Below are 26,000 nucleotides of genomic sequence, written 5' to 3'. Positions count from 1 at the left end.
GCGCGTGCTCTCGCCAGTTTCAGACGACGCCCACACCACGACCGGGCGATCCCACTTCCTGCCGTTCCAGTCGGGCGGATACAGCCCGGTCAGGTGATAGGCCGCCTCGGCGCCGACGCAATAGGTCTTGCCGTTCTGGTTGCCGGCGCGCAGCAGGCGCTCGCGCTTGGTCTTGCCGAGGCCGTGAAACTCGCGCTGCTTGGCGTAGGGGCGATAGTCGTCCAGCTTCCGCTCGCGCCGGGCCTGCTGTACCTCAGTGAGTAAAGCGGCTTGGGCTTCCGGCGGCAGTGTTTCCAGCCACGCCAGATTGTCCTGTGGTGAGTCCACGCAGCTTATCCTCGATCATGCGCAGGGTGTCGCGCGGCACGTTGTCGAACATGCCGGCCTTCTGCTTGTTGTCCTTCTCGAACATGCCAAGGTGCTTCATCAGCTTTTCCAGGGCCACGTTCTTGTCGGCGATCTTGTACTTCTTCAGGTAGCCGACGAATTTACGGTCTTGCCCACTGCCCTCAAATTGCTCGATGACCTCAAGCCCGGCTATCGCAGCGGCCGTCGCGTCGTCGAGTTCGGTGATCTGCTTGGGCGAGCCATCAGCGTTGAACAGCTTGCGCGGGTCGAACAGGCCGATGCGGGCCACCTCTTCCAGCACGCGCGCCTCGGTCAGCACGACCTCCTTGGCGACCTGGGCGCGCAGTTCGGCGATACGCGCCTCGATGCGCGGGTCTGCCATCATCCTGCTGGCTGCTTCCCACACGGTCTTTTCGTTCATGCGGGACGTGTTGTAGACCTTGCGGTACGCTTCGCTCGCGCTGTCGCTCGTCACTGCAGCCAGGCAGAACGCCTCTTGCTTTGTGGTCAGGTTCTTGCTCATGGGCATAAAAAAACCCGCCTGTGGGCGGGTCTTGTTGGGTGATTGTGGCTATCTACTTCTGACTTCGAGCGTTCCGCTCTCCGGCATTTTGACGATCCGTGGCGGGCTGCAATAGATTCTCCGCTCCCAGCGGTCTTTCGGCAGCGTCCCGGGGCCAGACTTCAGCACGTTCGGCATCCATGCCATGTTCGACACCGAATCGCATCCCCCGCAGGCGCGGCTGACAACATGATCGACAGCCCATCCTGGACAAGCGCCCGTCTTCAGTCCGGTAGATGGGCACGGGTGAATCCGCTTGAATGCCCTGATGACGGACGCGCTGCGCGCGATCGACCCGTCCGCGTTGCGCGCGGGCTCTCCGCAATAGCGCGTCTCATCGAGGGGTCCGGCGAAGGCTGGCAGGCACACCAGACACAGCAGAAGCGCTTTCATTGGTTCCCCGGATGAAAAAACCCGCCTCAAGGACGGGTTGAAATTAATGGGTTGTTGGTGGCCGGTGCTGATCTCCGGCATTCTGGTTGCAATGCAGCGTCCTGCGTCAGATTCCATGTGACCAGATAACATGGCTCCGTTGCGGATCAGCCTCCGCATTCACCAACACGGCTGGCGACTAGCGATGGATTCGAACCATCCGGGGTCACGAACCCTATGGGGTAGTTCCGCGCGTCTCGGCCCCGCTGGCTGTACTGAACTCTTGCCAGCACTCAAACTAATCGCCATGCGTGTTGGTGCCGGGTACGTATCCGGCGCGGGGCTCTCACCGCTCGTGATGCCTGTTGGGGCGCGCGCTTTGGACGCACCTTGCCCCTCAGTCCTGAGTTTCAGCCACTTGCAGCGGCAAAGTCAAGGTTTTTCACACCGTATCGATCGAAACAGCCGCTTCGAGCTCTTCGCGCGTGTCGAACAGCCATTCCTTGAGGTCGCATACGTCGACCACCTGGCCCTTGCCTTCCGCATCCAGGCGCTTCACCGGGCGCATTTCGACGTACAGCAGCCATTTCAGGTTGGTAACGTGGTCGACAAGCGGAATTTGGCCGGGCTGGATTGCGGCGTCTACCAAGCGCATATGCACGCTGCGCACGGTATCCAGCGCGTACTGGCTCTTGTCGTTCGGGGTGTTGATGGTCAGGATTTTCATGGATGTCCTTTGAATGGATGATGGGGTCGCCGGTCAGGCGAAAGGATGGTGATTCGGCGGGATGGGCGGGTCGTGCGGCCGCGGCGCGCGCTCGGCGAAGCGGTGCAGGCGCTCCTTGAGGTCGAACCCCAGCAGCGTCCACAGCTTTTCCACGGCCTTCTCGCGGGCGTACTTGCGGCCGAGTTCGGCGTCGAAGTTCTCCGGGCTGACGCAGGCCGACTCGCCGGTGACGGTGAATCCGTTGGTCAGGACCAGGACGCAGAAGGTCAGGAGGGAAAGCGGGGGCGGAGACGTGTCAATGCCTGTAAATTGCCGCGGGACTTCGTTGTAGCGCGCACCAGTAACGCCATCCCGCGCGGTGAAATAGAACTCTTCGGAGATCGCCGCCTCGATGTCGGCCTGCGTCACGCGCGGCGCGCTCATCGCTTCGCCGCCCACAATCCTTCTTCTGCGCTTGCGCGAAGAGGGCGGCACCGTAGAGAACGGCTGCCTGATCGGAGCCGGAAGCGACGCGGGTTTGCGACATGATTCAATCCTTATCGGAGCGAAGATGAGGAAGACCGCAAGAACCAGTGCGATGCCGCCCCAAAACGGAGCCGTAACCCACCACCACGACCAGTTGATGACGCCCAGCAGTTTGAGCGTCACGAATACGACGCCGAGTAATCCGAGGATTCCAATCCCACCGCTGCTCGATGAAGAAGTACCAGAACTCATTTCGATGTCCTTTCGTTACGTTGTCACGCGCGGCCGGCCCGTCCTGCTGCCGGCCGCTTCAGTCGCTTCAGCAGCCCGGTTTCTTGCCGGTCTTACCGGGCTTCTTCATCGGGGCTTTGGCGGGGGCTTTCGTCTTGCTCATGTCAGTCCTTTCGGTTTCGTGTTGAGGTTGGTAATGGCCCCATCCGGCTACGCTCATGCGCTGGGGCCTGCGGTCGTCGCCTTCGCCCACACAGGCGGCATGTGCTTTGAGGCGGCAACTGCCCTGGGCTTATGCGGAAGCGGTTTCAGCCGGCTGGCCGGAACCGCCGGCGGGGTCGAACTCGGAAACGCTGGGCGCGGGAGCGGCGCTATCCACGGAAAGCTGTTCCTGCAGCTGCTCAGTCTTGGCGGCCTGCCCCTTCTGGTAAGGCATCCACTGCGCGAAACCCCATTCCGGCAGCAGGCCGGTGTCGTCCTGCACCAAGGGAACCGAGGTGCGGCTGTGGTTGTTGCCGTTGGCGTCGAACACGGCCAGGTTCACGCAGGAATCGCTGTGGACGAAGGCGATCAGCGCCGCGAGGGGCTGTCCGCTGCCGTTGCCGGGGATCTTCTCGGTGGGGCCGGGGGTGTAGTGGACGACGCGGCCGACCGTGGGTTTGATGAAGCTCATTCGTTGGTCCTTTCAGTTTCCCGTGAAACAGGCGGGCACGGGTTTCCCGCAGTTACCGCAGGTAGCCGCGCTTGGCCGCGGCATCCAGTTCGTGCTTGGGCATCACGTCGCCGGCACGCCGGAACGAGTAGACCGTGACCGGGTGATACTGGCCCTCGAGCAAGCGCTTCACGGGGCGCAGCATGATCACCGGCCGCGATTGCTTGCGCTGGTCGGCCGTGCTCGGCCAGGTCGGCTTGATCGCCGCCTTCGGATTGCGGCGGCGCTCGAGCAACGGCTTCGGCTCCTGGATGGGGCCGCGCGTGTATGCCGCCTTCAGGCGCCGATACCAGCGCCGATGGCTCATTCCGACCTTGCGCTCGCTAAGCGCAAACCGGCGAATCAACTTGGCTTTTCTTCCGTTCATGTCGTCTCCTGCCAGACTCTCGGGCGCCGGCCGGGCCCACAAATTCAGGGGAATCGGGTCTGGATCTCGCGCGCCGCCTGGCCCACCCAGCCGTCGAGCACGTCCTTCGGCGTGCCGTAAATCTTCGGCCGGCCGAGATAGTGGTTGGTGACGGCGGTTCTGAGGTGGCGCGGAAGCTGAGTCAATGCCTTGTCGACCTTGGCGGCGTCGTCTTCGTCTATCAGCGGTTCGCTGTCGGTGTCGTTCCAGACTTCGGACGACCGGTAATGCGCGCAGGCCGAGACGCGACGCGGGTAGTAGTGGCCCATGATCATGGCGCGCTCACCCTTGCTGGCCCACAGATACCAGTTCTCCAGCCGATCCATGCCGGCCTTCGTCAGCGAAACCTCACTGTTCTCCGTGTCCATGCGCGCCTCCCTTGGTTGGCAGATACTTCTTGCAGCGATCACCGTGCTTCCTCCCCGTCGTGCATCCCATCCTGACCTCATCACCAAATCGAACTCGCATCTCCCTTGCACATCCCTTGCACGTCGACGCCTCGGCGGCGATGACAATGGCCTCCGGGCTCATGCGGTGCAGCCTCAATCGTTCCACCCCTGCTGATCCAGAATCGCGTCGCACTTCGCCTTGAGGTATTCCTGCTTTCCGTAGCGCGCCTCAAAGCGGGCTTTCCACGGGTGGACCGCGATCTTGTCGGTGCCATCCGTCCCGTCCTGGTGGTGGCCAGCGCACAGCGGCAGCACGTTCATGTGCGCGCCCGGCTTGGTGCGGCCGTCGATGTGGTGGATGCTGCAATGGTTGTTCGTGATGCCGTCAAGCCGGCAGGCGATACAGCCGATGGCGCTGACGAGGCGGGACCAGTAGAGCTTTTCGCCCTTGGTGGGGTTGGTGCCCTTCATAGCTCCACGAACCTCCCTTGGATTCCGCATCTGTTCAGGCGGTCGGCGTTTTCGGGGTCGTAGGCGATCAGCACCGAGGGGCCGCCGCTGTTTGCGGCTGCGCGCTGGCCGTTGACGTGGTGGAAGTGCAGCCGCCCCTCGATGAAGAGGATCCCGTAGGCTTTCGGCCAGACGTGATCGAAGAACATGCGCGTCTCGGTGCGCGCGAACACCAGGGCGATCGCGTTTCCATGGGCGGCGCAGCGCTCCAGCCACTGCGCCGCATGGAGCCCATAGGGCGGGTTGCACCAGACGCGCCCAAACCACGGCTTTGCGAGGCCGTTGTCCTCGATCGTGTAGTGGCTGTATGCCGTGTCCCACGGTCGGAGAATCGGCGAGCACGGCTCAAGGTCGAAGGGACCGAGCGCCGCGATGATCCCGGGCGGCGTCAGCCATTCGTCCTTGAGCGCGGCAGCGCTGTGATGTCCGCCGATGCTCATGCCGACGCCCTGAACATCACGCCCTGCTGGGCGCCGAATGCGTAGACCTGCTCGAGGTACACGCTGAAACCCTTGACCGTGAGCCGCGTTGTGCTGCCCACACAAACGCGATCGCCGGACGGGGTGACGTCCCACTTGCGCCACGTTTCATGGTCTTTCACCAGTTCGGCCAGATCCGGGTCGCCCTCTTCCGGCAGGTACAGGCGCTTGAAATGCTCGTGCCACACCTCAGCGGAGAACTGCCTGCCATCCAGCCACACCTGCTCGGCGATGTCCTTCAGCGGGCCCACCCACATCAGCGCGTTCTGGTCGAGCTTTCGGACCTTGACCGGCTCCCGGAAAACCACCTGCACGCCGTTGGGGACGTTGCGTGCCAGGGTGCAGATCGTGTCACGCTGCTGGTCGCCCTTGATGTCGATGATGCGCGTCGGGAACTTCATGCGCCGGCACCCTCCCCCGGCTTGCGGGCAAAGAGCGGGAACATGTCTTGGGTGTCAGGTAGCATCGCCCAGGCGCAGTAGGACTCCCGCGATACAGGCATTCCTGACCCGAAAAAGTAGAATTCAATCTCGCCGTCGTCGTCTTTGCGCGCCTCGGCGATGTGGTAGCCGTCGCACTGGTTGTAGAGCAGGTAATCGCCCTCAACGGTCGGTCGGCTGCTGGTTGGCAGGAACAGGAGTCCGCACTTCAGGAACATCATGCCGGCGCCCCCGCGTCGATCTTGGCGCGACGCACCATTTCGTCGGTGACGCCCGCCGCTTGGTAGACCCGCGCCTTGAAGGCCGGGAACGTCTCGTCACGCTTCCGCTCGATGCCGTGCTCGACCGCCTTGGCCTCGATGCCGGAACTGGACATGAACCATGGTTTCTCTGCTCTAGGTGGCAACGTCTTGGTCGCCGCGGCGTCGCGCCGCCTGCCCTCTGCTGTGGCCAGCAGCCAGGCGAACCCCTTGCCCTTCTGCACGGCCTCGGGACCGACGCTGGCGATCTCGTCTACCGTCAGGCCAGCATCGAGCAGGGCCAGCAGCTTCGGGTTCTGTGGGTTCAGCGCGGTTGGGTTGAATCCATCACGAATCAGGCGCGCGCAGACTTCGGTGGCGGGTATGACAGCGGCAGGTTCGTAGATAGCGCTCGCTTGGGATTGATTTACGACTTCGGATACGCCTACGCCTACGCCTACCTGCGCAACTGGTAGCGCTTGATTGCAATTGCTATCAACTGATAGCAATCCGCTGCATTCGACAGGAGGCGGCGGGCACTTGCTTGCGCTTCGTTGCTGTTGCCCGAACTTCTGGACTTCCAGATAGCCCTTACCGGCAATCTCGTAGAGAAGGATCAATCCGGACTTCTGGCACGCAGCCATCCATCGGGTAATGTCCGCCACACGTACTTGGTCGGTTTGGAGTGGGTAACAACGAGCACGCAGCAGCTGTGCATTTGCCTCGCACCTGCCGTAGTCATCGACAATGCTCATGAGCCGTCGATAAAACACTTCTTCAGGCCAACCCAGCGAACATACCGCCTCGCTGGCCAGGATGGATTCGCGGACGATCCGGTTAGGCATCCGCTGACTCGCTTCTGATGCGGTTCCAGCAAATCCCGCAGAAATACAGGAAGGTGCGCTTCCCGCCGTACGGGTATTTGGTCCTTGCGATTTCAGCGCACTCAATGACGGAATGAACCCCAAGTGCCTCGTTGAATTTCTTGATGCTTGACGTCCAATCTCGCAGCATGCCTTTCTCGCCGCTTCCCGGTTCGATGACCTCAGCAACGCGCCACAGCTCTTCATCAACACGGTCGAGTTTTGCCTCAAGTACGGCCTGATAGCCAAGAATCTGCGCCTCCTGCTCGGCAACGCGCGCAGCTTTTTCTGCGAGCGACATGGGAATAGATGTCAGGCTTACAGCACCCTTCCCAAGATTGCAGGCCTCGCATGACGTGATCAGGTTATCGATCTCGTTTCCGCCACCATCCGCGACGGGATGGATATGATCGACGTGCAGCATCACGCCAGGCGGATGCGCTCCGCAGTATTGGCACACGAATGAATCGCGCTTGAAAACCTCGAATCTGAGGCGCTTCGATATGGCCTTTCGTTTCATTCCCAACCTTCCATCCCAACCATGAAATGGTGACGGCGTGCCTGCGCGGCTGGGAATGCGCAGGCCCGGTGCCCCGGTTGCCGTCATTGAGAAAAGGTGGGCCGTGTCCTTGGCGAAGTCTCCGAGGTGGCGCTCGTAGTAGTTCATGGCCGCATGGCCCTAACCAGAGATTCACGAACGCGCGCCCGCTCGAACGGCAAAAATCCGTAATGCGCCATCATGCAGTCCGTTTCAATCAGGAACCGGGCGAGCCATGAACTCACGCAAAGAGCTCCTGCTGTCCCTTAACCGGAACCCGCAACAGCTTGGCCGATCGCCCGCTGGTGGTCTTGCCGCCCTCAATCTCTTCGAGCACGCCCTTGGTCACCAGGCTGTTGGCGCGACCGCACACCGCGGCCTCCTTCCATCCGAGCCGCGCCGCAAGCTGCTCGCGCGTGACGGTGAGCCCCGGCGTCTTCCAGAACTCGTCCATGACGTCGCGTTCCTTGGCCTGCAGCTCGACCGTCGAGAACGAGCGGTAGGCGTCGAGGCTGGTTTCTGCCATCGCGGTCATCATTCGAACCACCCGGCTTTCTCGTCCTTCAGCATTCCCCAGGCCACCATCGCGGCCAGCCAGTACACCAGTGCGATCATCAGTCCGATGCTCATAGCGCCCCCACGCGAACCGCGAGCGCTCCGCCGTCCACCGGCAGGCCGATCTCGGCGTTGATGCGGAAAACCTGCTTGTCGTCGCCCCACGCCAGCCCGTTCAGCGCGTCGAGCGTGACCTTGATGGCGTTGTCGAGATCCAGGCGCGTCTCGCTGGCACTGCCGTCCTTGTTGCGCCGCGGGTGCAGGTTGATCGTCACGTCGACCTTACCTTCGATGCGGTGCGCGGCGCCTGACTGGAGCCACAGCATGCCAACGCGCGCCTTGTACTTGGTCGCCTCGGGCGAAGGCTTCAGCCCGCGCGGGGTGATCCTCCAGTAGCGGTTCGCGCTCACGGGGTAAGGCAGCATCACGAATCCGACTTGCGAAAAAGCCGAGTAATTTCCGCCTGCAGCGCTTCGCGCCGTCCCTGCACGTTCGGGTGTTTCAGGTACGCCTGGCGCTGCGCCAGCGGCCACGTCAGCAGCAAGCGCGCCTCGCACTCGAGCCTGTAGGTGGGCAGGTAGGTCGGCGACGGTTCGGATGCGCAGGATGGACATAGGCAGGCCGTCACTCGTCTTCGTCGCCCCACACCAGCTGCGGCTGCGTCTGCATGATGCGCTGGTGGGTGGTGGTCAGGAATTCATAGGTGGAGCGGTCGACGCACTTGTATTCGGCCGGCACGACCTTGAGTCCAAGGTGGGCGAGGAAGATCATCACTTCCTCAAGACGCTCATTCTTGATGCGGCTCACCGTCGACTCCGACACGCCCATGGAGGTCGCAACAGCCGTTCCGCTGCCCGGGTCTTTCATCCGCTGCAAGACGAGCGCTACGGACTTTCTTGCTCTTTCAGCGGGGCTCTTCGATGATGGCTCCATGACGCTTCCTTTCATCGATTCGTTTGTAAAAAGACGCCCGCAACAGGCCGGGCGCGAACAGGCCGGCCATGCCGGTCCCAAGGTGAACGTGCGTCAGCAACTAGAAAGCAGAGATGTGCCATCATTTGGCGCTGCGCTTGGAGTCCCCGCGCATGACGCGGCGGTGAAGTTTGTCGATCGCATCGGCGTGGGAAGCGCGCGGATCAGGATGGACACCGCGCGCAATCTTCGAGAGCGTGCTTTGGGGGATAGCGGTAACGTCGGAAATCAAACCCTGAGTCCAACCCTTCTTGATCAGGTCTTCGATCTTCCTGGCGTGAGCCGATTCGATTGCGGTTTGGTTTTCCATTCATTCACTCTACCGCATTTGAATTAACACGGTCAACCGCTGCCGAATTAAAAACTGGACAATAATTCGAAAATGAAAGAAATTAGCAAATGGCTGATCGCGGCAATGGAGCGCCGTGACAACATGGGACAGTGCGAGCTGGCCCGGCTTTCTGGCGTGCCGCAGCCGACGATTTACAAGATATTGACCGGCGAAACAGCGAATCCGCGGCTAACCACCATTCAGAAACTGGAGCGCGCCCTTGGCAGCAAAGTTTCGGGAGAGGTTCTGCCTGGGCCCGACGTCTTCGGAAGAATCCCGTTGATTCCGCTGTCAGAGATATGTGCCCTGCTCGAGGGAGACACGAAAATTAGAATCCTGAGTTCAACGGAATGGCGCAAGACAACTGCCAAGGTTGGCATGATGACCTGCGCCGTCATATTCAACAGCGACAGCATGGAGCCGACGATCCCGCGCAACGCCGTTGTCATCATCGAGCCAGAAGAGGAACCCACAAACGGGCGCATCGTCGTGGCCTGCACGCAGGGATACCCCGATGCCATCATCCGGCGCCTGGTGATCGAGGGCGGCCAGCGCTATCTCAAGCCGGACAACGATCGCTACCCCATCCTGCTCGCCGACGAGAACACCCGCATCATCGGCGTAGCGGTCAAGGTCGAGCTCGACATATAGGAGAACCCATGCGCATTCTTCCTGCCCTCTTGATTGCGGCGATCGCCCTATCGGGGTGTGGCGCGAGGCAACAGCAGCCCGTCGCGCAGCATGCGCCGGATCCGCTGGCGCCCGTGCCGCCTCACGTCACCCAGGACGTCAAACTGTCCGACACCGAACGGCTGCGGCTCGTCGAATCCCCCGCATGGGGCGCAGCCGACAGCCCCTGCCTGATCTATACGAATGACACCTACCACGTCGCCCAGCTGGTTTGCCACGGCAGCAGCGACATCCTTTCGCGCGACCCCATAGAATCCGGCGAAGGCCGCGACCTGACTAAATAAACCCTCCTAATGGCGCATCCGAATGGAGCGCCATTCTTTTTTGTTCGCGTTAATTCGTTTTCGACTTGCATATTTCCATTCGTTCGATTATCGTTATTCGTGAAGTAATTGAATTGAACGGGCAGCAAAACCCGCGAGTCGGGAATGGCCCTGATCTGGCGCAACGGTCTTCTATGGACACGCAGGAACGCGGATCAGACCAGCCAACCACTGCCCTGAAGTAAATGGCGGGTTTTGTAGTGGTGCGGCGTGGAAGGACACGCGAGCGCATGGTGATGACGGGAACACGTAGCGGTCAGCCATAGATGGCACATGCGGGCAACAAGAGACACCGCGGCGCTCAACGGTTTAGTGCCATCCGATCAGCAGGTATCAATCCCTGCCACCACCACAAAGCCCGCCAGGGGCATGAGGGGCCGAACGCGCCGACCGTCTTTCCAGTGTCTTCGGGAGGCGCGTTTCTCCTAGCCAAGCTGCAGGTGCCCCGCGCAGCAACGGGTGGAACCAGCCCGCGAGGGTGAATCCCGATGGTTCCAGCATGGCGCCGCGCGCCCGGTCGACAGGACGGATGCGCGCGGCGGGGTCAACGCGGGACCAGAAACCGGCGTGACGACGGCCAGAGTGCCGCACCAACCATATGAAATGGCAACGGAGCGCTATATGAAGAAATGCAAAAAGTGCGGAGAGACCAAGCCAATTGCGGAATTCAGCAAGGACGCCAAGGCCCGCGACGGGATGCAAAGCTCTTGCAAGGCGTGCGCAGCCGCCTATTACGTGGCAAACCGCGAGAAGCTAAGGTCCGCCAACGCAAAGTGGCAGGCTGAAAATCCCAAGAAGCGAGGGGTGAGCATCGCAAAATACCGCGCGGCCAATTCGGTAAAGCTAAAGTCGGCAGCCGCCAAGTGGTGGGAAGCGAATGCTGATAAGCGCCGCATCTACGAGCATAACCGTCGTGCAAGCAAACGCGAAGTTGGCGGAAAGCTGTCCAAAGGTCTTTCTGAGCGTCTATTCAAGCTACAGCGCGGGAAATGCGCCTGCTGCGGCCTTCCGCTCGGTGATGACTACCACCTAGACCACATCATGCCGCTGGCGTTGGGAGGCGTAAACGCCGACACGAACATGCAACTGCTGCGACAGTCGTGCAACAACCAGAAGTACGCCAAGCACCCGGTTGATTTTATGCAAAGCAGAGGGTTCCTGTTATGAGCGAGCGCTACATCAACGACATCCGGGCCGCCCGGCTCATTGCCGGCGATTTTCTGGCGGCCAATCCGCGGCAGCACGGCGTCATCGTCAGCCAGGGAAAAATCAGCCTGCGCGTCGATCAAGCTGGGAATGAACGTGTCATCACCCACGCCATGCCGTGCGCAACATGCGAGCACGACATCGCCGTGTGCGAAGACGGCGGCGCCTGCCAGATCAACGGCAAGGAGTTCAAATGACCCGCCTCTTCTTCCATTACCGGCGCCGCGGCTACGGCGTATTCACTTCGCTGCGCCTCGCGCGCAGCCGTCGCAACGAGATCCGGCGTTTCCGGATCGCCAAGTAGGAGCAATCCATGAACATGATGACCAGCCCAGCGGCAGCAGTCCCACAGGTCGGTGGTGCCGCAGCGCGCGGCAATGAGCAGCGCGCGATTGCAGAAGTCCAAGCCTCGGTGATGATGGCCAAGCGCTTCCCGCGCGATCAGGTCGTGGCGATGGACCGCGTGGTGAACGCTTTTTCGCGCCCCACCCTCGCCGCCGTTTCCCAATACCAGTACGCCAAAGGAGGCTCCGACGTGTCGGGACCGTCTATCCGCGCCGCAGAAGCGATCGCCCAGCAGTGGGGCAACATCGAATTCGGTTTCCGCGAGTTGTCGCGCGGCATCGGCCCTGACGGCAAGGCTTATTCCGAGGTCGAAGCCTACGCCTGGGACACCGAAACCCTCACCCGCAAGCCGCTGCAGTTCATCGTCCCGCACTGGCGCGACACCAAGCGCGGCGGCTACGCGATCACCGAGGAACGCGACATCTACGAGCTCGTCGCCAACATGGCACAGCGCCGCGTGCGTGCCTGCCTGCTGTCGATCATTCCGGGCGACGTCACCGAGGCCGCGATGAAGCAGGCCGACGTCACGCTCAAGACCACGGCCGATTGCAGCCCCGAGGCGATGGCCAAGATGGTCGAAATGTTCACCGAGTTCGGCGTCACCAAGGAGCACATCGAGAAGCGCATCCAGCGCCGCATTGATGCCATCCAGCCGGCACAGGTGGTCAGCCTGCGGAAAATCTACGTCAGCCTGCGCGACGGCATGTCGACCGCGGCCGAATGGTTCGAGCAGGAAGGCGAAGGCGAGCAGAAGCCGGCAGCCGAGCAGGCTTTGCCGCCATTCGATGCCGACAAGTTCGCAGCTGAGTTCCCGGCATGGGAGAAGGCCATCAAGGCAGGCAAGAAGACACCTGACGCCATCATCGCCACGCTGAAGACGCGCAACACGCTGGACGATGACCAGATCGCCCGCATCAAGGCGCTGGTTCCCGGCCAGGAAGGCGGTGCGCAATGAGGATCCTCGATCTCGCCCAGGGCAGCCCGGAATGGGAGGCCGAGCGCGCGCGCTACCACACCGCGTCCGAGGCCAGCGCCATGATGGGCGCCGCGAAGAAGACTTCGCGCGCCGAACTGCTGCGCATGAAGGCTACCGGCACGAAAAAGGAGTTCAGCGAGTGGGTGCAGAAGAACCTGCTGGATAACGGCCACAAGATCGAGGCCGCCGCCCGCCCGATCGCCGAGAAGATCATCGGCGAGACGCTCTACCCGGCCACGGCCGTCGATGACGCCGGCAATCTGCTGGCCAGCTACGACGGCCTGACGATGCTGGAAACGACGGCGTGGGAATGCAAGTCGTGGAACGAGGACAAGGCCGCCGCCGTGCGCGAGGGCCGCGTGCCGGAAGAGGACTACTGGCAGGTGGTGCAGCAGCTGTGCGTCGGCGCCGAGCGCGTGCTCTACATGGTCACGGACGGCACTGAGGAAAACACCGTCTATGTCTGGAAGGAGCTCGGGGACGGCGACCGTGAGAAGCTGGAAGCAGGCTGGAAACTGTTTGACGAGGATCTCGCCAACTATCAGCACGTCGAGCCGCCCGCGCCGGTCGTCGCTAACCCGGTGAAGGCGCTCCCCACCCTGTTCATTCAGGCACACGGCGGCATCACCAACACCAACATGCCCGAGTTCAAGGCCGAGGTGACGGCCTACCTGGGCAGCATCGCCGCCTACAAGAAGCCGACCACCGACCAGGAATTCGCGGACGGCAAGGCGATCGCCGCCAACCTACGCGAGGCAGCTATCAAGCTGAAGGAGCGCCGTGAGGACATGCTGTCGCAGACCATCACGATCGGCGAAATGGCGCGCGACATCGACGCTCTGGTGGCCGTGCTCAACACCGACGCGCTGGCCATCGAAAAGGCCGTCGAGGCGGAAGAGAAGCGCCGCAAGAACGCGATGATGCTGGAGGCGCAGGCCACGCTCAACGAGCACCTTGCCAAGCTGGACGCGCGCTTGGGCGGCCAGTTTGTCCCGCGCCTCGTCGGCGATTGGGCCGGCAAGATCAAGGGCAAGCGCCTGCTGTCGAGCATGCAGGACGCGATCCACGCCGAGCTTGCCGCCAAGCGCCTGGAGGCCGACGCGGTCGCCGACCGCATCGAGGCCAATGCCAAGCAGGCCACGGATTGCATGCACCTGTTCCCCGACTTCGCCGCGGTCTGCAACAAGGCGCCGGAAGACTTCGCCGCGCTGCTGTTCCAGCGGCAGGAGCAGGAGCGCCAGCGCATCGAGGCCGAGCGCGAGCGCATCCGGCAGGAGGAAGCCGAACGCATCGCGCGCGAGGCCGCTCATGCCGACGCGCAGGCCAAGGCTCAGGCCGCGCAAACTGCACGCGGCGCGGAAGATCAACGGGGGAAGACAGCGGAAGCGACGCACGCGGAGCCGGTGGCCACGGCAACGCCCCAGGCACCCGCTGCCAGTACCCCACCCGTTCAAGACGAGGACGCCATCCTCGACTGGTACATGACTTGCGTAACGTTGCCGCCGGAGCACAAGAAGGTGCTGCGCGGACAAATCAAGTCTTGGGAGAAGTTCAAGGCCGCTGCGATCGCGTCCGGGAAGTTCGAGGCTGCAGCATGAACACCGGAACCGAATCACGCAATCTGTGGTGCCCGATGGTGCGATTCAGCCCTATCGGTGAAGGCGAGAACTACAAGCACTCGACAACCCGCAACGAGTTCGGCCGCTGCATCGCCAGCCAGTGCGCGATGTGGCGCTGGCAACGCATCACCGGCCCGGAAAACGGCGGCCTGCGATTCCGGCAGGCAGGGAACCCCAACGCGGAAACCGAGGAACAGGCCGGCCCGCGTCCGAAAGGATGCGAGACGTGGAAATTCTGCCCGCCCGACATGGATCCAGCCGGATGGGTCGAGCCACAGGCAAATGCAGATGCGCGCCGCGAAGGCTATTGCGGACTGGCAGGAAAACCCCAGGAGAATTGACCATGAACCATAAACCCAATCCCACCATGCAGCCGTGCAAATCCAGCCAGGTGAAAGCGCACGGGCACTGCCCCGTCACCAACACCCTGCGCGTCGAGTTCGCAAGCGGCGGCACCTACGACTACCACGACTTCACGCCGGCGCATTACGCCGATCTGTGCAAGGCGGAATCGGTCGGTAAGCACCTTCACGCCCAAGTGAAGGGGAAATTCAAGTTCAGCAAGATCAAGTGAAAGGAATCACGATGTCCAGAAGCATCATCGACACCCTGCGCCACATTGCCGGCGGCGTCTTCATCGACGAGGCGTCCGACGCGCTCGCCGAGGTTGTGCGCGCCGTCGACGCCACCGGCAAGGCCGGCAGCGTCACCCTCAAGATCGACATCCGGCGCGCGACGGCCGGCGCCATGGCGGTGCGCGGCACCTGCAGCGTCAAGAAACCGTCCGAGCCCGCCATCGAGGCGCTGCTGTTCCCCACCCCCGATGGCAACCTGCTGACTGAGGATCCCAACCAGAAGAAGCTGGACCTGCGCCCGGTCGGCGTCGAGAAGGTCGAGATCAAGCCGGTCGAGGCGACCGCCTAAGCCACGTCACTCACAAACCCGCCAAGGAAACCCATGGAAAACCTGAAACAAGACGTCCAGGCCGCGCTCGATGCCGGCGCCGCGCTGGGCGAGATCCGCGTCCCGCAACAGAACGAAGAAGGGACGGTCCCGTTTGTCGTCGTCCCGGCCGGCTACGCCGTCAAGGACATCGAGAAGCTGCTGCTGCACCCCACCCGCAAGCGCGGCAACGTCACCCTGCTCGATGCGTCCAGCTTCATCGACTACACGAAGAAGCACGCGATCACCGATACGTCCGCGATCTACGCCGATGTCGACTACGAAGCGGGCCGCTACGGTCTGGTGGCCGTTCTCAATGACCACGGCACAGAGCATGACTACGCGATGTGGGGCGACTTCCGTGCCTCGCTGACGCCGATGCTGTCGCTCGAATGGAAGCGCTGGAAAGGCAACAACCACAAGGCCATGCCGCAGGCAGACTTTGCGGCCTTCATCGAGGACAACCTGGGCGACATTGCGACCGTGGACGGCATGCCGACCGGCTCCGACATGCTCAACATGGCGTTGGCCTTCCAGATGAATAGCGACAAGCGCTTCAAGAAGGTCATCGACCTGCAGGGCGGTGGCACGAATCTGGAGTTCGTCGATCAGGCCGACGAAGAAACCACCAGCAAGATGCAGTTCTTCAAGCGCTTCACCATCGGCATTCCCGTATTCCAGGGCGCGACCGATGGCTACCCCATCGAGGCGCGGCTGAAGTTCCGCATGAACGGCGGCGCGCTGTCCTTCTGGTATGAGCTCGTCAGACCGGATCGCGTGTTCAAGACCGCCGTTTCCAGCGAGATCGCCAAGATCAAGGAGGAAACGGGCCTGATGGTCCTGTTCGGCGTCCCGTCCAGCGCCAAGGAGTGATCGATGCGCAAGCGCGGCGCCCACTTCTCCGGCAAGCACCACGTCGACCCGCTCGCCGCGTTCCGCTCGGCGGGTCGGCAGCATCCGCTCGACGACTCGCAAACCCTGCGCCTCGGCATCGTGCTGCGCACGCACCTCGAGGCCGTTCGCACCGGCAAGGCAGACGAATACGCCTTCCACCACCTCGGCGCGGCCGTCAATACGTCGATGGTGATGGCTGAAAGCAGCGGCGACGATGAACTGTCGGCAATCATCGGCGCCGCACAGAAGGCGATCGTTCGGCTGCGCGAGAACGGCAACAGCAAGGGACGGTGGCTGCTGGATGGGCCCGGGCTGCAGGCGCTGATGACCTGGGTAACGCACTACGAATCCCAGCTTGCAACGGTCAGTCAGCAGGATGCGATGAACGCGCTGGATGAAGTCACGCGGCGGGTTCAGCGCGGGATAGTTTTTTGAATAAAGGAGCAGACATGGGAAATGAAGTTCGATACATCTGTAGTCTCGGGCACGAGACCGGGGCAGACAAGGAAGACGTCTCGTTCGCTGGCAATGTGCTGACTGAAATATGCCACGGCGCAGCCGTGCTTGCAGGCTGGTGGAACAGCGACGATCCGAACACGAGCATGAGCAACCCGCTGCACTTCAGCAACAAACTGGCCTTGATTCATTCCGAGGTCAGCGAAGCGCTGGAGGGCGATCGCAAGAAGCTGATGGACGACAAGCTTCCGCATCGCCAAATGCGTGAGGTCGAACTTGCCGACGCGGTTATCCGCATCTTTGATCTGGCCGGCGGGTATGGGCTTGATATTGGTGGAGCGATCGCCGAGAAGCTTCAGTTCAACGCCAGCCGCGCAGACCATAAGCCCGAGAATCGCCGGGCAGAAGGTGGAAAGACTTACTGATGGCCAACAACCTGCGCCAGTTCCTCGAAAACCTAGGCTACACCGACATGAAGATCGTGCGCGGCAAGGTATGCGGCATCGCGCACTCGCCCTTCCTTTCGTCCATCGTCATCGGCCTCGACGCGGCGGGCTACGAGTTGCGGTACTTCTTCGAGAACGAGCACGACGCGCGCAATGCACTCAAGGCATGGGACGGCGAAGGCCACCCACCCGGCGCATGGTTCCGGTTCAAGGGCGTGATGAAGGGGTGTTACGTCGACCTGCGCAATCCTGGCATGGCGCCGTCTTTGTATCGGGTGGCGGCATGAGCGAGCACACGAAAGAGCCTTGGCGCCTTGGCAGGCTCGCCAATATTCGAGACTTCGGCGAGGTTAAAGAAACGGTCGGTCCGCATCAGATTGTTGTTGATAACGAATTTGGTCCCTACGTGCTGGCCGAATGCAATATGAACTTCAAGGATGACGCGCTCGCTAATGCCCGCCGCATCGTGGCCTGCGTGAATGCGTGCGAACAGATGGAAACGGAGTGGCTCGAAGAGTATGCAAAAGACATCGAGCCCGCCATGAAGTCGCATCATGCTTTGCGGCAGCAGCGCGACAAGCTGCGGGATGCCTGGAAAGCAGCCTGTGCGTTCATAGACAGCCATGCAGCCGACCCGGACATAACGAGCGCAATGGCCAGCAACTACGCCGAGTTCATGCGGCACCGCGCAGAAATCGAGGCTTCCCTATGAGCGGCAACCCGGCCCAGCGCGTAGATCGCATCCTTGCCGAAGCGGTTGGCAGCGACCTTTCATCGTGGGAGAAACATAGCTTCCTGCCCAGCATCCGCCAGCGCGCGACGCTGACAGATAAGCAGGAGAAGGTGCTGGCGCAGATCGAAGCCAAGGTATTTGGAGAAGATGATGAGTGAAACAATTACCCTGGTTTGTGGCTTCGGGCGCTGTGGTTCGTCGCTTGTCATGCAGATGCTTGAAGCGGGTGGAATGCCTGTAACGGGAGAGTACCCAGCATTTGAGGCGGGCGACATTGTGCGGCCAGGATCGATAGATTCGACACGCCTACCCGGCATCAATGGGCACGCCCTCAAGCTGCTTGATCCTCAGCGCTACATGATCCCGCACCACTTCAGCACGCATGCCATCTGGTGTCGGCGCGATGTGATCGAACAGGCCAAGTCGCATGCAAAGTTCCTCCGCGAGGTGGTGGGGCTGCCGATGAACAGAGAACACCGTGACCGCATTGCGCAAGCCTTCAAGGAAGACGCGAAATTCGCTATCCGTACCCTGCGCGAGGCCGGAGTAAAGCACATCCTAGACCTGCGCTTCGAGGACATGATTTGCCGGCCGCGCGTCGTGGCCGAGCAGGTTTCGCGCTTCTGCGGTGAACTTGACGTCGACAAGATGGCCGCCGTGGTCAGATCACGCGACCCGGAATGCGCGCCGGATATGTCGCTTGAGTTTCAGCTTATCGAAGAACGGGAGAGCGTGAATGCCGAGTGAAACATTCGCAGGAATGAAGATCGTCGTGTCACCCCTTATCAAGCCGGTCCCAGTGCTGCAGATCGACCCGCATTTCAAGTGGTGCACCGATGAATACCGCGCCAAGCACAACGCCTGGCTGCTGGAGCGCTTCGGCACCAAGGAGGTCGCCTTCGTTCTCAATGGCGACACCATCGCGGTATCACCCCAGCACGCCGCCATGTTGCGTGCCGAGGCAAAGAAAGGAATGTATGCCCCTGCCCTATGAAAACAGCACCAGCGGCGAGCGCGCGCTGGGCGAGATCCAGAAGCTGCTGCGCGGCTTCGGCTGCTCCAAGTTCGGCAGCATGGTCGACGACGGCGCTGCCGAGATCATGGTGCAGTTCGAGTTTCACGGCCAGCCGGTCAGCGTCAAGGCGTCGATCCGCGGCTACGCAACGGCATGGCTGAAGGAGCACCCGCACACGAACCGGACGCGCTGCACCCGCCTCGAGCACGAGCGCAAGGCCATGGAGATCGCCAGCACGGCCGTCTATTCGATTCTGCGGGATTGGATACGCGGCCAGGTGACGGCGATCGAGACGGGCATCCTGACGTTCGAGGGAGCTTTCCTTGGCCAGCTGCTGCTGCCCAACAACAAGACCGTGCTGGAGCACATGCAGGCATCGAATCTGCTGCCGGCGCCGAAAGGAGAATAGTCATGGCATCCGTTAACCGCGTGATCCTGGTGGGCAACCTCGGCCGCGACGTCGAAATGCGCTACATGCCGAGCGGCGAGGCGATCGCCAATCTGGCCGTCGCCACTACCGAAAAGTACAAGGACAAGTCCGGCCAGATGGCCGAACACACTGAATGGCATCGCGTCAGCTTCTTCGGGCGCACCGCCGAGGTGTGCGGCCAGTACCTGAAGAAGGGCAGCCAGGTATACATCGAGGGATCAATCCGCACCCGAAAATACACCGACAAGGACGGTATCGAGCGCTACACCACCGAGATCCGCGGCGAGCGCATGCAGATGCTGGGCAGCGCGCAAGGCGGTGGCCAGCAGCAAGGCACGGGCGGCGAATATCCGAGCCAGCGCTATCAACATAACCAGTCTCAGCCGTCCCCGCGCGGCGGTGGATCCAACGGCTTCGACGACATGGACGACGATGTTCCGTTCGCAAGCGCAAGCCTCGCGCGCGACGTGATCTGGAAGAAGCTGCGAGGCGGGGAGAAAAGCTGATGCAGCAGGAACAAGCTCAAATCACGATCGTCGCCCCCGCGCGCGGGGTCACAATCAGGCTGGCGTCCATCATCACCGGCTTGAGCGAGAAGGCCATCCGGCGCAAGATTGAGGATGGAAAGTGGATCGAGGGAAAGGAATACCACCGCAGGGACGGCGGTATCTACGTCGATCTGGATGGCTATTACAGGTGGGTTAGGGGCCAAGGCTGATGGGGCGTCAAGGGAGCGGCGTGGAAATCCGCGCCGCCAGCATCCGTATCAAGTTCACGTTTCGCGGGACGATCTACCGCGAGCGCCTGACGCTGAACGGCCAATCGCTGAAGCCGACCCCGGCGAACGTCAAATACGCGCACCGCATCGCGGCCGAGGTCCATCGGCGCATCGCCCAGGACGCTTTCACCTTCTCGGAATTCTTCCCCGACTCCCCCCACGCGCGCGACGACGTGTCGCCCGAGACGTTCGGCCACCTGGCTGATATGTGGCTGGAGTCGCAGGGTCGGCTCGCCGAGGCGACCAAGGGCCAGTACGCGACTGCCGTGCGCTTCTGGAAGAAGCTGCTCGGCGAGCAACGCCTGCTCAAGGACGTCACCCACAAGCTGCTGGCCGCCAAGATCGGCGGCTATGCCTGGCCGTCAGCCAAGACCCACAACAACTACCTGATCGCGCTGCGCGGGATCCTCGCGCTGGAATACCGCGGCCCGGCAGCCGTCAACAACCCTGCCAACGGCATCGCCAACATGACCGTGGTGAAGAAGCTGCCCGACCCGCTGACGGTCGACGAGCGCGACATGATCCTGGCCGACCTCGAGGCGCACTACGATGCGCGCGTCCACGCCTATTTCCTGTGGCAGTTCTTCACCGGCATGCGGCCAGAGGAAACCATCGCGTTACGCTGGAGCGACGTCGACTGGAAGCGCAAGGTAGTGCGCGTGCAGCGCGTGCGCACCTACCGCGGCGGCGAGCGCGACGGCTCGAAGACCCACACCGAGCGCGACGTCGATCTGCTGCCGCAGGCGCTGGCGGCGCTGCAGACCATGAAGACGCACACCTTCATGCTCAAGGTCGAGGGGCGCGACGACGGCGCGGCCGATATTTTCCAGAACCCGGTGACGGGCCGGCCCTGGCACGACGAGCGCAGCCAGCGCGACCACTACTGGAAGCCCAGCCTCAAGCGCCTCGGGATCCGCTGGCGCCGCGCCTACAACACGCGGCACACGTTCGCCACGGCCGCGCTGATGATCGGCGTGCCGCCCGCCTACATCGCCAGCCAGCTGGGGCACTCGACCAAGATGCTGCTCGACAAGTACGCCCGCTGGATCCCCGGCAATGACGCCGGCAGCGCGCGGGAAATGATGGAGCGGGCGATGGGGAAGAAGGATCCCGACGTGAGAGCACGGGATAAACAATGAACCCCATGCAAAATAAGACCCCCGAAGAGCGTAAGGCGATTGCCGCCAAGGGGCACGCCACACGGCGGGCCAGGATTGAGGCAGAAGAGGCGGCGCGACAGGACGAGCTGAAATACGCCGGAGGCTTGCGCGAGAAGATTGCCGCGCTTGAAAAGAGGCTTGCATCCCTGGAGCGCATGGAAACGATGAATGCTGTTTCTGCTGCCGTGACGGACAAGGCGCTGCTCAGGGCCGACGAGATCGCAGGTGCAGCACTGCCATGGGAGAAGGCAAGCGGGGTTTATTTCTTGCTCGATGGCGACGAAGTTGTTTATGTCGGGCAGGCCGTCAATGTTTACTCTCGGATCGGGCAGCACACCGACAAGAGGTTTGACCGTTATGCGTTCGTGCCTTGCGCTGTTGATGTGCTCGACAGGCTGGAATCGCTGTATATCCACTGCCTGCGCCCAAGGCTCAACGGCAACCAGAGGAACGATGCCAAGTGCGCCCCGATCGCGCTTGATGCGCTGCTTGGCCTGGTTCCAATTCAACGCTTGCGGTAAGCCGACCGCCGCCAACGAACCGAACAAAGGAGACAGAATTGACTGACCAGAAAAACCAAACCGAAGCCGCTTGCGGCGGGTCGGCCTTGACCGCAGAGTTAGGCACAGACACGCCGATCACGCCGGACTGGTGGCATTACCGAGTGAATCGTAATTGGGACGGATTCAGCAAAGACATACCACCTGATGACTCATACGACAAAGGGACTTTAATCCCTCTGTATACAAAAGACACGATCTATGAATTTAGGAGAGCGGAAATGACTGACTACAAGAGCATGTTTGAGCAATCGGTACGAGCATTGGCGAAGATCGACGAGGCGCTCGGCATTGGCGATGACGGATGCGGCGACCTCGACCAGACATTGACGGCGATTGCAGAACTGAAGGCCCAAGCGGAAACGCCCGAGCGCGACACTTGCCCGACGTGCGAGGCGCTGGCCAGAACGGTGATGATGGACCAGACAGGTAAGGCCTAACGCCAGCGGTAAGCCGACCACGGAAGCGGCAAAGCCGCTGTAGTGGATCGGCTTGACCAACTTGTTGGGCAGGTTGACAAAACCGCTGAATTGCAATGTTCGGCAGGTTGACAAAACGCAATTTTTGCAAGGAACCATAATGGGACTTGAACTGTATGTTGCGCACAGAGATAAATTCGAAGCCGACGAACCAGAAGGTGGTTTTCAGTTGGCATTCCCGTGTTGCGTTTGCAGGCACCGTCACGGGGACGACACGGACGAGCCATGCCGATCCTGCGATCACAACGGAAACGCGGTTGAGGCCTCGCAGGCTGACGTTCTTTGTGGCCTGATGGACAAGGCTAGAGAGAAGTGACGCCCAACGCTTGAAATTGAGGCGACGGCGCTTTAGCGCCGGTCGATCTCGAATGCCGGATTGGGCTACCGGCGCATCTACTAGGAGAGAACGGATGAAACCCTACATGGTTGAAATAACCACCTACGGCGTGGTGATGGCCGAAGACGCAGCGCACGCCCACCAGGTAGCCGACAGCTACAAACGCGAGATTTTCAGCGACGACTGGAACCCGCGCATTGAAGTGGACGGCGCGGTCGTAAAGGTAGAAGACCTCTCCCACGGATGGGACGGCGAGTGCATCCCCTACGGCGGTGACGGCAACACGAGGCTGGGTGAGTTGCTGGTGCCCAACGCGACTGAATTAACCGGCGCGGCTTCGCCGCGTCCGGCGGAGGGCGAAGCCCGTAGCGAAGTTGAATGAATTGTTGGGCGTGATGCCCGAAGGAGAGAACAGATGAGCAACAAATTGACTTACGCACCGTTTTGGTTTGTGTGGAACCCTGACAACAGGAACCCGACGCACAGGCACCAAAGCGAGGCCAGCGCAACGACTGAGGCCGAACGATTGGCGAGGCTGCACCCTGGCGAAACATTCGTGGTACTCGAAAGCGTATGCGCCCGCCGCGTGGATGACATGCTGCGGATTGAGATGCGGCAGGACTGTGAGATACCGTTTTGATGACGCCCAACAAGTATTAGACGGAGCTTGCAAGGTATGGCCTACAGAAAAACCCGCCGTAGCAAAGAAACGCTCGCCTTGATGCGCGCCGGAAAGGACCGCGCACGCATGGAGCGGCCAGCTCCGGATTACCCGCCATCGCTGCCCGAGTTGCGCCGTCGCATCGTTATCACAAACAGGACAGAAAATGCCAACGAGATCAACTGAACAAGACTTCTGGAGCAGGCTCAAAAAAGCAGAGAACGGTTGCCTTGAGTTCTGCGGTTGCAGATCATCTGATGGGTACGGGAGATTGATATTCCAGGGAAGAAAGATAAGCGCGCATCGCCTAGCGTATGAGTTGGCAGTCGGCCAAATACCTGAAGGAATGGCCGTATGCCACAAATGCGACAACCCAGCATGTGCGAATCCGGATCATCTATTCTTAGGCACCCAACTTGAAAATATCGCTGATAGGGTACGCAAAGGACGTGATGGAGATCATCGCGGAACTGCCAATGGCCGATCAAAACTTAAAGAATGCGATGCCATAAGAATCCGTCAACTGCACGCATCTGGTGAATTTACAAAGGCAGAAATTGCAAAACAGTACGGCGTGAGCGATGTCCTCGTAGGTCTTGTTGTACGAAATAGGATTTGGACGCATGTGTGACTGCTACCGCGTCCACGTCGATGGGAAGCCGTGGAAGGCGCGAATAGGCTGGTCGAAGATACTGGAAGGGCTGAGGAAGAGTCTGCCGCGGGTGGGCGCCAGGCTATGAATTGGTCCCAAATTCGTCCCAACGAATTCTGCAGAAAAAGAAAAAGCCCGGAAATCCTTTATAAATCAAAGAACTTTCGGGCTTTGTGTTGGTAGGCGCGATTGGACTCGAACCAATTTGACAGGGATACACCGGGGCGCCAAGGGGCATAAATACTGAAGCGCGAGCCCCACGTTTACCCCATATTACCCCAATTGGTCCCAAAATTGGTCCCAAAATTGGGGCGTCACCGTTGCGCCGCGGGGTGGACCCGTGGCTCGAAGTCATCGCAGTCACGCGCATCGAGCGAGGCCAGCAGCAGGTAGTTGTGGCGGGGGTGGTTGCACTCGTCGCGGATCTCGACGTTCCCCCCTTCGCGCGCAACGTGAAATCCGAAATTCCGGCAGCGCAGGCATGGCCATGGGTACGTGTCCCGGTGTCGGACACGCAGCCCAGGCCAGACGCTCACCTCAGAAACGCCATTCCACATATCCGCCCGCGAACCATCGGCCGTGCTGGTCGAGGTCGCCGCGGGCGCCGGCGTGCAGCGCCTTCACCTGCAACAGGTCACGGTATCCGTACAGCCGTGCATCCGGCCCCTTGTCGCTGACGCCGTAGGCAATCCCGACCGCGCCGCGCTTCCCCGGCGCCAGCCACGGCAGCGGGTCGGGGCGAGCATATATCTGGCTCTCGCCGGTCTGCGTGTCGAGCACTGCCGTCATCGTGTACGGCCTTTCCTCGGCATCGAGCTTTCCGGTGGTGATCACCTGCTTGTTCGGGTCGGCCATGACCGGCGCCGGCAGGTCGAGCTTTCGCTTCACCCTGTCCCGATAGACGTAGACGGTCCTGATCTGCAGCGGCACCTTCGCCTCGCCCTTCGCCTCCTTCGCCGGGGGAAGCGGCGCGCTGACGCCCACGGCCGGCTTCTCGCGCGGCCACAGCGACCACGCCGACGCGGCGCCGATCAGCAGCATGGCGAACAGGATCAGGGAAACCCGGTTCGCGCGGATCCATTTCATGCTTGCTCTCCCATGCAGAGGCGGTACTCGGCCTGCCGGCGCTTGGTCAGGCCGGGCAGCTGGCGCCCCTTGAAGCGATCCCAGCGCAGGATTTGCGCGCATGCACCCGGGTAGTCCATCAGGGTCAGGCGCTGCGCCAGGGTCGACGTGCAGAAGGCGTGCGGGCCGATGTTGTAGGCGAGGCTGACGTAGGCATCGAACTCGTACTGATACATCGGCACCGGCGCGCAGCGCTTCACTGCCTTGGCGTACTCGTCGGCGTCGCGCTGTAGACGGATCAGCGCCCGCACCGGGTCGGTCTTGTCGCCGAGCTTGATGTCCGCGCCGGTCGAGCCGAAGCCGTTGGTTGGAACGTCGCCCTTCACCGGCGGCGCGGCCGTCTCGACGTAGCCCTCCTTCGTTGCGATGCCAACAAGCACGCTGGCGGACAGGACCAGTGCGGCGATTGGGAGGCGCTGGCGGATCACGGCTGCACCCCGCGCCCGCGCAGCCAGTATCCAAGCAGCGTGCCGGCGATGGGCCCTACCGCGCCGGAGAATTCCTGCCAGGTCGCGGCGTGCTGCACGAAGGCCCACCCGCTTGCCACGACGTAGCCGACGACAACGATCGCCGTCAGGACGGACAGGAAATTGAATTGCCGCGTCTCAAGACTCATGGTCATCCTCTCCCTTTATTCCGGCCAGCTCAGCCTGCAGGCGGGCCTTGTAGAGCTTCAGGCTCTGCTGCTTGAAGTAGATCGTGATGAAGATGTTGCACAGCATCGTCATCACCGCCACGACGATGCCGATGATCACCCCCCAATCATTCAGCGTCAGCCCGGCCAGCACAGAACCGGCAGCAGAACCGTATGCCACAGCCTGAGTCGTCTTCTCCATTCTTCCCTCTCTCCATTACCCCAAAGAACCGCGCTTCTTCCTGGCCTCGATCGCTTCCTCGGCCTCCCTGTCCTGCTGTTTCCGCTTGTACGCCTCAACCTTCTCGACCAGCCTTGCCGATGGTTCCCAGCCCTTCTCCATCAGCCGGCGCCGCTTGGCCGCGGCCTCGTCGAGGATTCCCTGATAGAGGTTGGCCAT

47 protein-coding genes and 1 pseudogene are annotated in these 26,000 nt (G+C 61.6%); 27 read left to right on the top strand and 21 right to left on the bottom strand.

The annotated features are described in order from the left end of the window. The 16 genes and pseudogenes from ABFC67_RS14850 to ABFC67_RS14775 form a co-directional block, all read right to left on the bottom strand. Positions 1-327 (bottom strand): annotated as a pseudogene (locus ABFC67_RS14850) (DNA packaging protein); the annotation flags it as partial. Then, positions 254-871 (bottom strand): terminase small subunit, encoded by a 618-nt coding sequence (locus ABFC67_RS14845; RefSeq protein WP_346738811.1) that lies wholly within the window; start codon positions 869-871, stop codon positions 254-256. The pseudogene ABFC67_RS14850 and the gene ABFC67_RS14845, both read right to left, overlap by 74 nt. Positions 872-1,724: 853 nt before the next feature. Then, positions 1,725-2,009: a hypothetical protein gene (locus ABFC67_RS14840; RefSeq protein WP_346738810.1), complete on the bottom strand. Its 285-nt coding sequence runs from the start codon at positions 2,007-2,009 to the stop codon at positions 1,725-1,727. 33 nt (positions 2,010-2,042) lie between these two features. Then, positions 2,043-2,726 carry a Gp49 family protein gene (locus ABFC67_RS14835; protein WP_346738809.1) on the bottom strand — a complete coding sequence of 228 codons (684 nt, stop codon included), beginning with the start codon at positions 2,724-2,726 and terminating at the stop codon, positions 2,043-2,045. Between the two features lie 271 nt (positions 2,727-2,997). Beyond that, entirely contained in the window at positions 2,998-3,378 is a 381-nt protein-coding gene (locus tag ABFC67_RS14830) for a hypothetical protein (RefSeq protein WP_346738808.1), read from the bottom strand. Positions 3,379-3,430: 52 nt separating this feature from the next. Beyond that, positions 3,431-3,784: a hypothetical protein gene (locus tag ABFC67_RS14825; RefSeq protein WP_346738807.1), complete on the bottom strand. Its 354-nt coding sequence runs from the start codon at positions 3,782-3,784 to the stop codon at positions 3,431-3,433. Between the two features lie 44 nt (positions 3,785-3,828). Continuing rightward, on the bottom strand, positions 3,829-4,191 hold the full coding sequence (locus tag ABFC67_RS14820; protein ID WP_346738806.1) for a hypothetical protein: 363 nt from the start codon (positions 4,189-4,191) through the stop codon (positions 3,829-3,831). Between the two features lie 174 nt (positions 4,192-4,365). Beyond that, positions 4,366-4,683 carry a Ref family recombination enhancement nuclease gene (locus ABFC67_RS14815; RefSeq protein ID WP_346738805.1) on the bottom strand — a complete coding sequence of 106 codons (318 nt, stop codon included), beginning with the start codon at positions 4,681-4,683 and terminating at the stop codon, positions 4,366-4,368. Beyond that, on the bottom strand, positions 4,680-5,162 hold the full coding sequence (locus tag ABFC67_RS14810) for a DNA N-6-adenine-methyltransferase (protein ID WP_346738804.1): 483 nt from the start codon (positions 5,160-5,162) through the stop codon (positions 4,680-4,682). The genes ABFC67_RS14815 and ABFC67_RS14810 overlap by 4 nt, the downstream gene beginning before the upstream one ends. Then, positions 5,159-5,602 (bottom strand): recombination protein NinB, encoded by a 444-nt coding sequence (locus ABFC67_RS14805; protein WP_346738803.1) that lies wholly within the window; start codon positions 5,600-5,602, stop codon positions 5,159-5,161. Before ABFC67_RS14805 ends, ABFC67_RS14810 begins: the two co-directional genes overlap by 4 nt. Further along, a complete protein-coding gene (locus tag ABFC67_RS14800; RefSeq protein WP_346738802.1) occupies positions 5,599-5,862 on the bottom strand; it encodes a hypothetical protein in 264 nt (87 codons plus the stop codon). Before ABFC67_RS14800 ends, ABFC67_RS14805 begins: the two co-directional genes overlap by 4 nt. After that, entirely contained in the window at positions 5,859-6,725 is an 867-nt protein-coding gene (locus ABFC67_RS14795) for a hypothetical protein (RefSeq protein ID WP_346738801.1), read from the bottom strand. Before ABFC67_RS14795 ends, ABFC67_RS14800 begins: the two co-directional genes overlap by 4 nt. Further along, entirely contained in the window at positions 6,718-7,410 is a 693-nt protein-coding gene (locus ABFC67_RS14790; protein WP_346738800.1) for an HNH endonuclease, read from the bottom strand. The genes ABFC67_RS14795 and ABFC67_RS14790 overlap by 8 nt, the downstream gene beginning before the upstream one ends. Positions 7,411-7,522: 112 nt before the next feature. After that, complete coding sequence (locus ABFC67_RS14785; RefSeq protein WP_346738799.1) at positions 7,523-7,807, bottom strand: hypothetical protein; 285 nt, start codon at positions 7,805-7,807, stop codon at positions 7,523-7,525. Between the two features lie 100 nt (positions 7,808-7,907). Next, the gene (locus ABFC67_RS14780) at positions 7,908-8,261 is read right to left on the bottom strand and encodes a RusA family crossover junction endodeoxyribonuclease (protein WP_346738798.1); all 354 of its coding nucleotides are present in this window, start codon (positions 8,259-8,261) and stop codon (positions 7,908-7,910) included. A gap of 199 nt (positions 8,262-8,460) precedes the next feature. After that, a complete protein-coding gene (locus ABFC67_RS14775) occupies positions 8,461-8,607 on the bottom strand; it encodes a hypothetical protein (RefSeq protein ID WP_346738797.1) in 147 nt (48 codons plus the stop codon). Positions 8,608-8,632: 25 nt separating this feature from the next. Here ABFC67_RS14775 and ABFC67_RS14770 point away from each other — a divergent pair, with 25 nt between their 5' ends. From ABFC67_RS14770 to ABFC67_RS14640, 27 genes are all read left to right on the top strand, one after another. Continuing rightward, positions 8,633-9,145 carry a hypothetical protein gene (locus tag ABFC67_RS14770; RefSeq protein ID WP_346738796.1) on the top strand — a complete coding sequence of 171 codons (513 nt, stop codon included), beginning with the start codon at positions 8,633-8,635 and terminating at the stop codon, positions 9,143-9,145. Between the two features lie 45 nt (positions 9,146-9,190). Continuing rightward, the gene (locus tag ABFC67_RS14765; protein ID WP_346738795.1) at positions 9,191-9,790 is read left to right on the top strand and encodes an XRE family transcriptional regulator; all 600 of its coding nucleotides are present in this window, start codon (positions 9,191-9,193) and stop codon (positions 9,788-9,790) included. Between the two features lie 8 nt (positions 9,791-9,798). Next, positions 9,799-10,113 carry a hypothetical protein gene (locus ABFC67_RS14760; protein ID WP_346738794.1) on the top strand — a complete coding sequence of 105 codons (315 nt, stop codon included), beginning with the start codon at positions 9,799-9,801 and terminating at the stop codon, positions 10,111-10,113. A gap of 498 nt (positions 10,114-10,611) precedes the next feature. Then, positions 10,612-11,319, top strand: coding sequence for an HNH endonuclease (locus tag ABFC67_RS14755; protein ID WP_346738793.1), 708 nt, complete (start codon positions 10,612-10,614; stop codon positions 11,317-11,319). Next, positions 11,316-11,555 (top strand): hypothetical protein, encoded by a 240-nt coding sequence (locus tag ABFC67_RS14750; protein ID WP_346738792.1) that lies wholly within the window; start codon positions 11,316-11,318, stop codon positions 11,553-11,555. Before ABFC67_RS14755 ends, ABFC67_RS14750 begins: the two co-directional genes overlap by 4 nt. Positions 11,556-11,671: 116 nt before the next feature. Further along, positions 11,672-12,658 carry a hypothetical protein gene (locus tag ABFC67_RS14745; protein ID WP_346738791.1) on the top strand — a complete coding sequence of 329 codons (987 nt, stop codon included), beginning with the start codon at positions 11,672-11,674 and terminating at the stop codon, positions 12,656-12,658. Then, the gene (locus ABFC67_RS14740; RefSeq protein ID WP_346738790.1) at positions 12,655-14,277 is read left to right on the top strand and encodes a YqaJ viral recombinase family protein; all 1,623 of its coding nucleotides are present in this window, start codon (positions 12,655-12,657) and stop codon (positions 14,275-14,277) included. Before ABFC67_RS14745 ends, ABFC67_RS14740 begins: the two co-directional genes overlap by 4 nt. Then, positions 14,274-14,639: a hypothetical protein gene (locus tag ABFC67_RS14735; protein WP_346738789.1), complete on the top strand. Its 366-nt coding sequence runs from the start codon at positions 14,274-14,276 to the stop codon at positions 14,637-14,639. Before ABFC67_RS14740 ends, ABFC67_RS14735 begins: the two co-directional genes overlap by 4 nt. A 2-nt stretch (positions 14,640-14,641) precedes the next feature. Continuing rightward, entirely contained in the window at positions 14,642-14,872 is a 231-nt protein-coding gene (locus tag ABFC67_RS14730) for a KTSC domain-containing protein (protein ID WP_346738788.1), read from the top strand. A gap of 11 nt (positions 14,873-14,883) precedes the next feature. Beyond that, positions 14,884-15,222 (top strand): hypothetical protein, encoded by a 339-nt coding sequence (locus tag ABFC67_RS14725; protein ID WP_346738787.1) that lies wholly within the window; start codon positions 14,884-14,886, stop codon positions 15,220-15,222. Between the two features lie 33 nt (positions 15,223-15,255). Beyond that, the gene (locus ABFC67_RS14720; RefSeq protein ID WP_346738786.1) at positions 15,256-16,113 is read left to right on the top strand and encodes a DUF2303 family protein; all 858 of its coding nucleotides are present in this window, start codon (positions 15,256-15,258) and stop codon (positions 16,111-16,113) included. A gap of 3 nt (positions 16,114-16,116) precedes the next feature. After that, positions 16,117-16,569, top strand: a complete 453-nt coding sequence (locus tag ABFC67_RS14715) for a hypothetical protein (protein ID WP_346738785.1) — start codon at positions 16,117-16,119, stop codon at positions 16,567-16,569. Between the two features lie 14 nt (positions 16,570-16,583). Then, on the top strand, positions 16,584-17,015 hold the full coding sequence (locus ABFC67_RS14710) for a hypothetical protein (protein WP_346738784.1): 432 nt from the start codon (positions 16,584-16,586) through the stop codon (positions 17,013-17,015). Then, positions 17,015-17,323: a hypothetical protein gene (locus tag ABFC67_RS14705; RefSeq protein WP_346738783.1), complete on the top strand. Its 309-nt coding sequence runs from the start codon at positions 17,015-17,017 to the stop codon at positions 17,321-17,323. The genes ABFC67_RS14710 and ABFC67_RS14705 overlap by 1 nt, the downstream gene beginning before the upstream one ends. Further along, positions 17,320-17,748: a hypothetical protein gene (locus tag ABFC67_RS14700; protein WP_346738782.1), complete on the top strand. Its 429-nt coding sequence runs from the start codon at positions 17,320-17,322 to the stop codon at positions 17,746-17,748. Before ABFC67_RS14705 ends, ABFC67_RS14700 begins: the two co-directional genes overlap by 4 nt. Beyond that, complete coding sequence (locus ABFC67_RS14695) at positions 17,745-17,927, top strand: hypothetical protein (RefSeq protein WP_346738781.1); 183 nt, start codon at positions 17,745-17,747, stop codon at positions 17,925-17,927. Before ABFC67_RS14700 ends, ABFC67_RS14695 begins: the two co-directional genes overlap by 4 nt. Further along, positions 17,920-18,516: a hypothetical protein gene (locus ABFC67_RS14690; RefSeq protein WP_346738780.1), complete on the top strand. Its 597-nt coding sequence runs from the start codon at positions 17,920-17,922 to the stop codon at positions 18,514-18,516. The genes ABFC67_RS14695 and ABFC67_RS14690 overlap by 8 nt, the downstream gene beginning before the upstream one ends. Positions 18,517-18,529: 13 nt before the next feature. Then, entirely contained in the window at positions 18,530-18,763 is a 234-nt protein-coding gene (locus tag ABFC67_RS14685; RefSeq protein ID WP_346738779.1) for a hypothetical protein, read from the top strand. After that, the gene (locus tag ABFC67_RS14680) at positions 18,747-19,193 is read left to right on the top strand and encodes a hypothetical protein (RefSeq protein ID WP_346738778.1); all 447 of its coding nucleotides are present in this window, start codon (positions 18,747-18,749) and stop codon (positions 19,191-19,193) included. The genes ABFC67_RS14685 and ABFC67_RS14680 overlap by 17 nt, the downstream gene beginning before the upstream one ends. Positions 19,194-19,195: 2 nt before the next feature. After that, entirely contained in the window at positions 19,196-19,720 is a 525-nt protein-coding gene (gene ssb / locus ABFC67_RS14675) for a single-stranded DNA-binding protein (protein WP_346738777.1), read from the top strand. Continuing rightward, on the top strand, positions 19,720-19,932 hold the full coding sequence (locus ABFC67_RS14670; RefSeq protein WP_346738776.1) for a hypothetical protein: 213 nt from the start codon (positions 19,720-19,722) through the stop codon (positions 19,930-19,932). Before ssb ends, ABFC67_RS14670 begins: the two co-directional genes overlap by 1 nt. 20 nt (positions 19,933-19,952) lie before the next feature. Next, on the top strand, positions 19,953-21,131 hold the full coding sequence (locus ABFC67_RS14665) for a tyrosine-type recombinase/integrase (RefSeq protein WP_346738775.1): 1,179 nt from the start codon (positions 19,953-19,955) through the stop codon (positions 21,129-21,131). A gap of 5 nt (positions 21,132-21,136) precedes the next feature. Beyond that, on the top strand, positions 21,137-21,673 hold the full coding sequence (locus ABFC67_RS14660) for a GIY-YIG nuclease family protein (protein WP_346738774.1): 537 nt from the start codon (positions 21,137-21,139) through the stop codon (positions 21,671-21,673). 38 nt (positions 21,674-21,711) lie between these two features. Then, positions 21,712-22,152 carry a hypothetical protein gene (locus ABFC67_RS14655; RefSeq protein WP_346738773.1) on the top strand — a complete coding sequence of 147 codons (441 nt, stop codon included), beginning with the start codon at positions 21,712-21,714 and terminating at the stop codon, positions 22,150-22,152. Between the two features lie 449 nt (positions 22,153-22,601). After that, a complete protein-coding gene (locus ABFC67_RS14650) occupies positions 22,602-22,910 on the top strand; it encodes a hypothetical protein (RefSeq protein ID WP_346738772.1) in 309 nt (102 codons plus the stop codon). A gap of 33 nt (positions 22,911-22,943) precedes the next feature. Further along, positions 22,944-23,168, top strand: coding sequence for a hypothetical protein (locus ABFC67_RS14645; RefSeq protein ID WP_346738771.1), 225 nt, complete (start codon positions 22,944-22,946; stop codon positions 23,166-23,168). A 36-nt stretch (positions 23,169-23,204) separates the two neighbouring features. Further along, complete coding sequence (locus ABFC67_RS14640) at positions 23,205-23,375, top strand: hypothetical protein (RefSeq protein WP_346738770.1); 171 nt, start codon at positions 23,205-23,207, stop codon at positions 23,373-23,375. A 1,003-nt stretch (positions 23,376-24,378) separates the two neighbouring features. Here ABFC67_RS14640 and ABFC67_RS14635 read toward each other — a convergent pair. The 5 genes from ABFC67_RS14635 to ABFC67_RS14615 are packed head-to-tail and all read right to left on the bottom strand — an operon-like array spanning position 24,379 to position 26,000. Then, the gene (locus ABFC67_RS14635; protein WP_346738769.1) at positions 24,379-24,927 is read right to left on the bottom strand and encodes a hypothetical protein; all 549 of its coding nucleotides are present in this window, start codon (positions 24,925-24,927) and stop codon (positions 24,379-24,381) included. Further along, positions 24,924-25,394, bottom strand: a complete 471-nt coding sequence (locus tag ABFC67_RS14630) for a lysozyme (protein ID WP_346738768.1) — start codon at positions 25,392-25,394, stop codon at positions 24,924-24,926. The genes ABFC67_RS14635 and ABFC67_RS14630 overlap by 4 nt, the downstream gene beginning before the upstream one ends. Then, positions 25,391-25,582, bottom strand: coding sequence for a hypothetical protein (locus ABFC67_RS14625; protein WP_346738767.1), 192 nt, complete (start codon positions 25,580-25,582; stop codon positions 25,391-25,393). Before ABFC67_RS14625 ends, ABFC67_RS14630 begins: the two co-directional genes overlap by 4 nt. Next, positions 25,572-25,802, bottom strand: a complete 231-nt coding sequence (locus tag ABFC67_RS14620) for a phage holin (RefSeq protein ID WP_346738766.1) — start codon at positions 25,800-25,802, stop codon at positions 25,572-25,574. Before ABFC67_RS14620 ends, ABFC67_RS14625 begins: the two co-directional genes overlap by 11 nt. A gap of 15 nt (positions 25,803-25,817) precedes the next feature. Beyond that, positions 25,818-26,000 (bottom strand): hypothetical protein, encoded by a 183-nt coding sequence (locus tag ABFC67_RS14615; protein WP_346738765.1) that lies wholly within the window; start codon positions 25,998-26,000, stop codon positions 25,818-25,820.

Source organism: Mizugakiibacter sp., assembly GCF_039680435.1.
Taxonomy (GTDB): domain Bacteria; phylum Pseudomonadota; class Gammaproteobacteria; order Xanthomonadales; family Rhodanobacteraceae; genus Mizugakiibacter.
The sequence above is the reverse complement of the archived record's forward strand: the minus strand, read 5'-3'. Positions and strand labels throughout refer to the sequence as shown.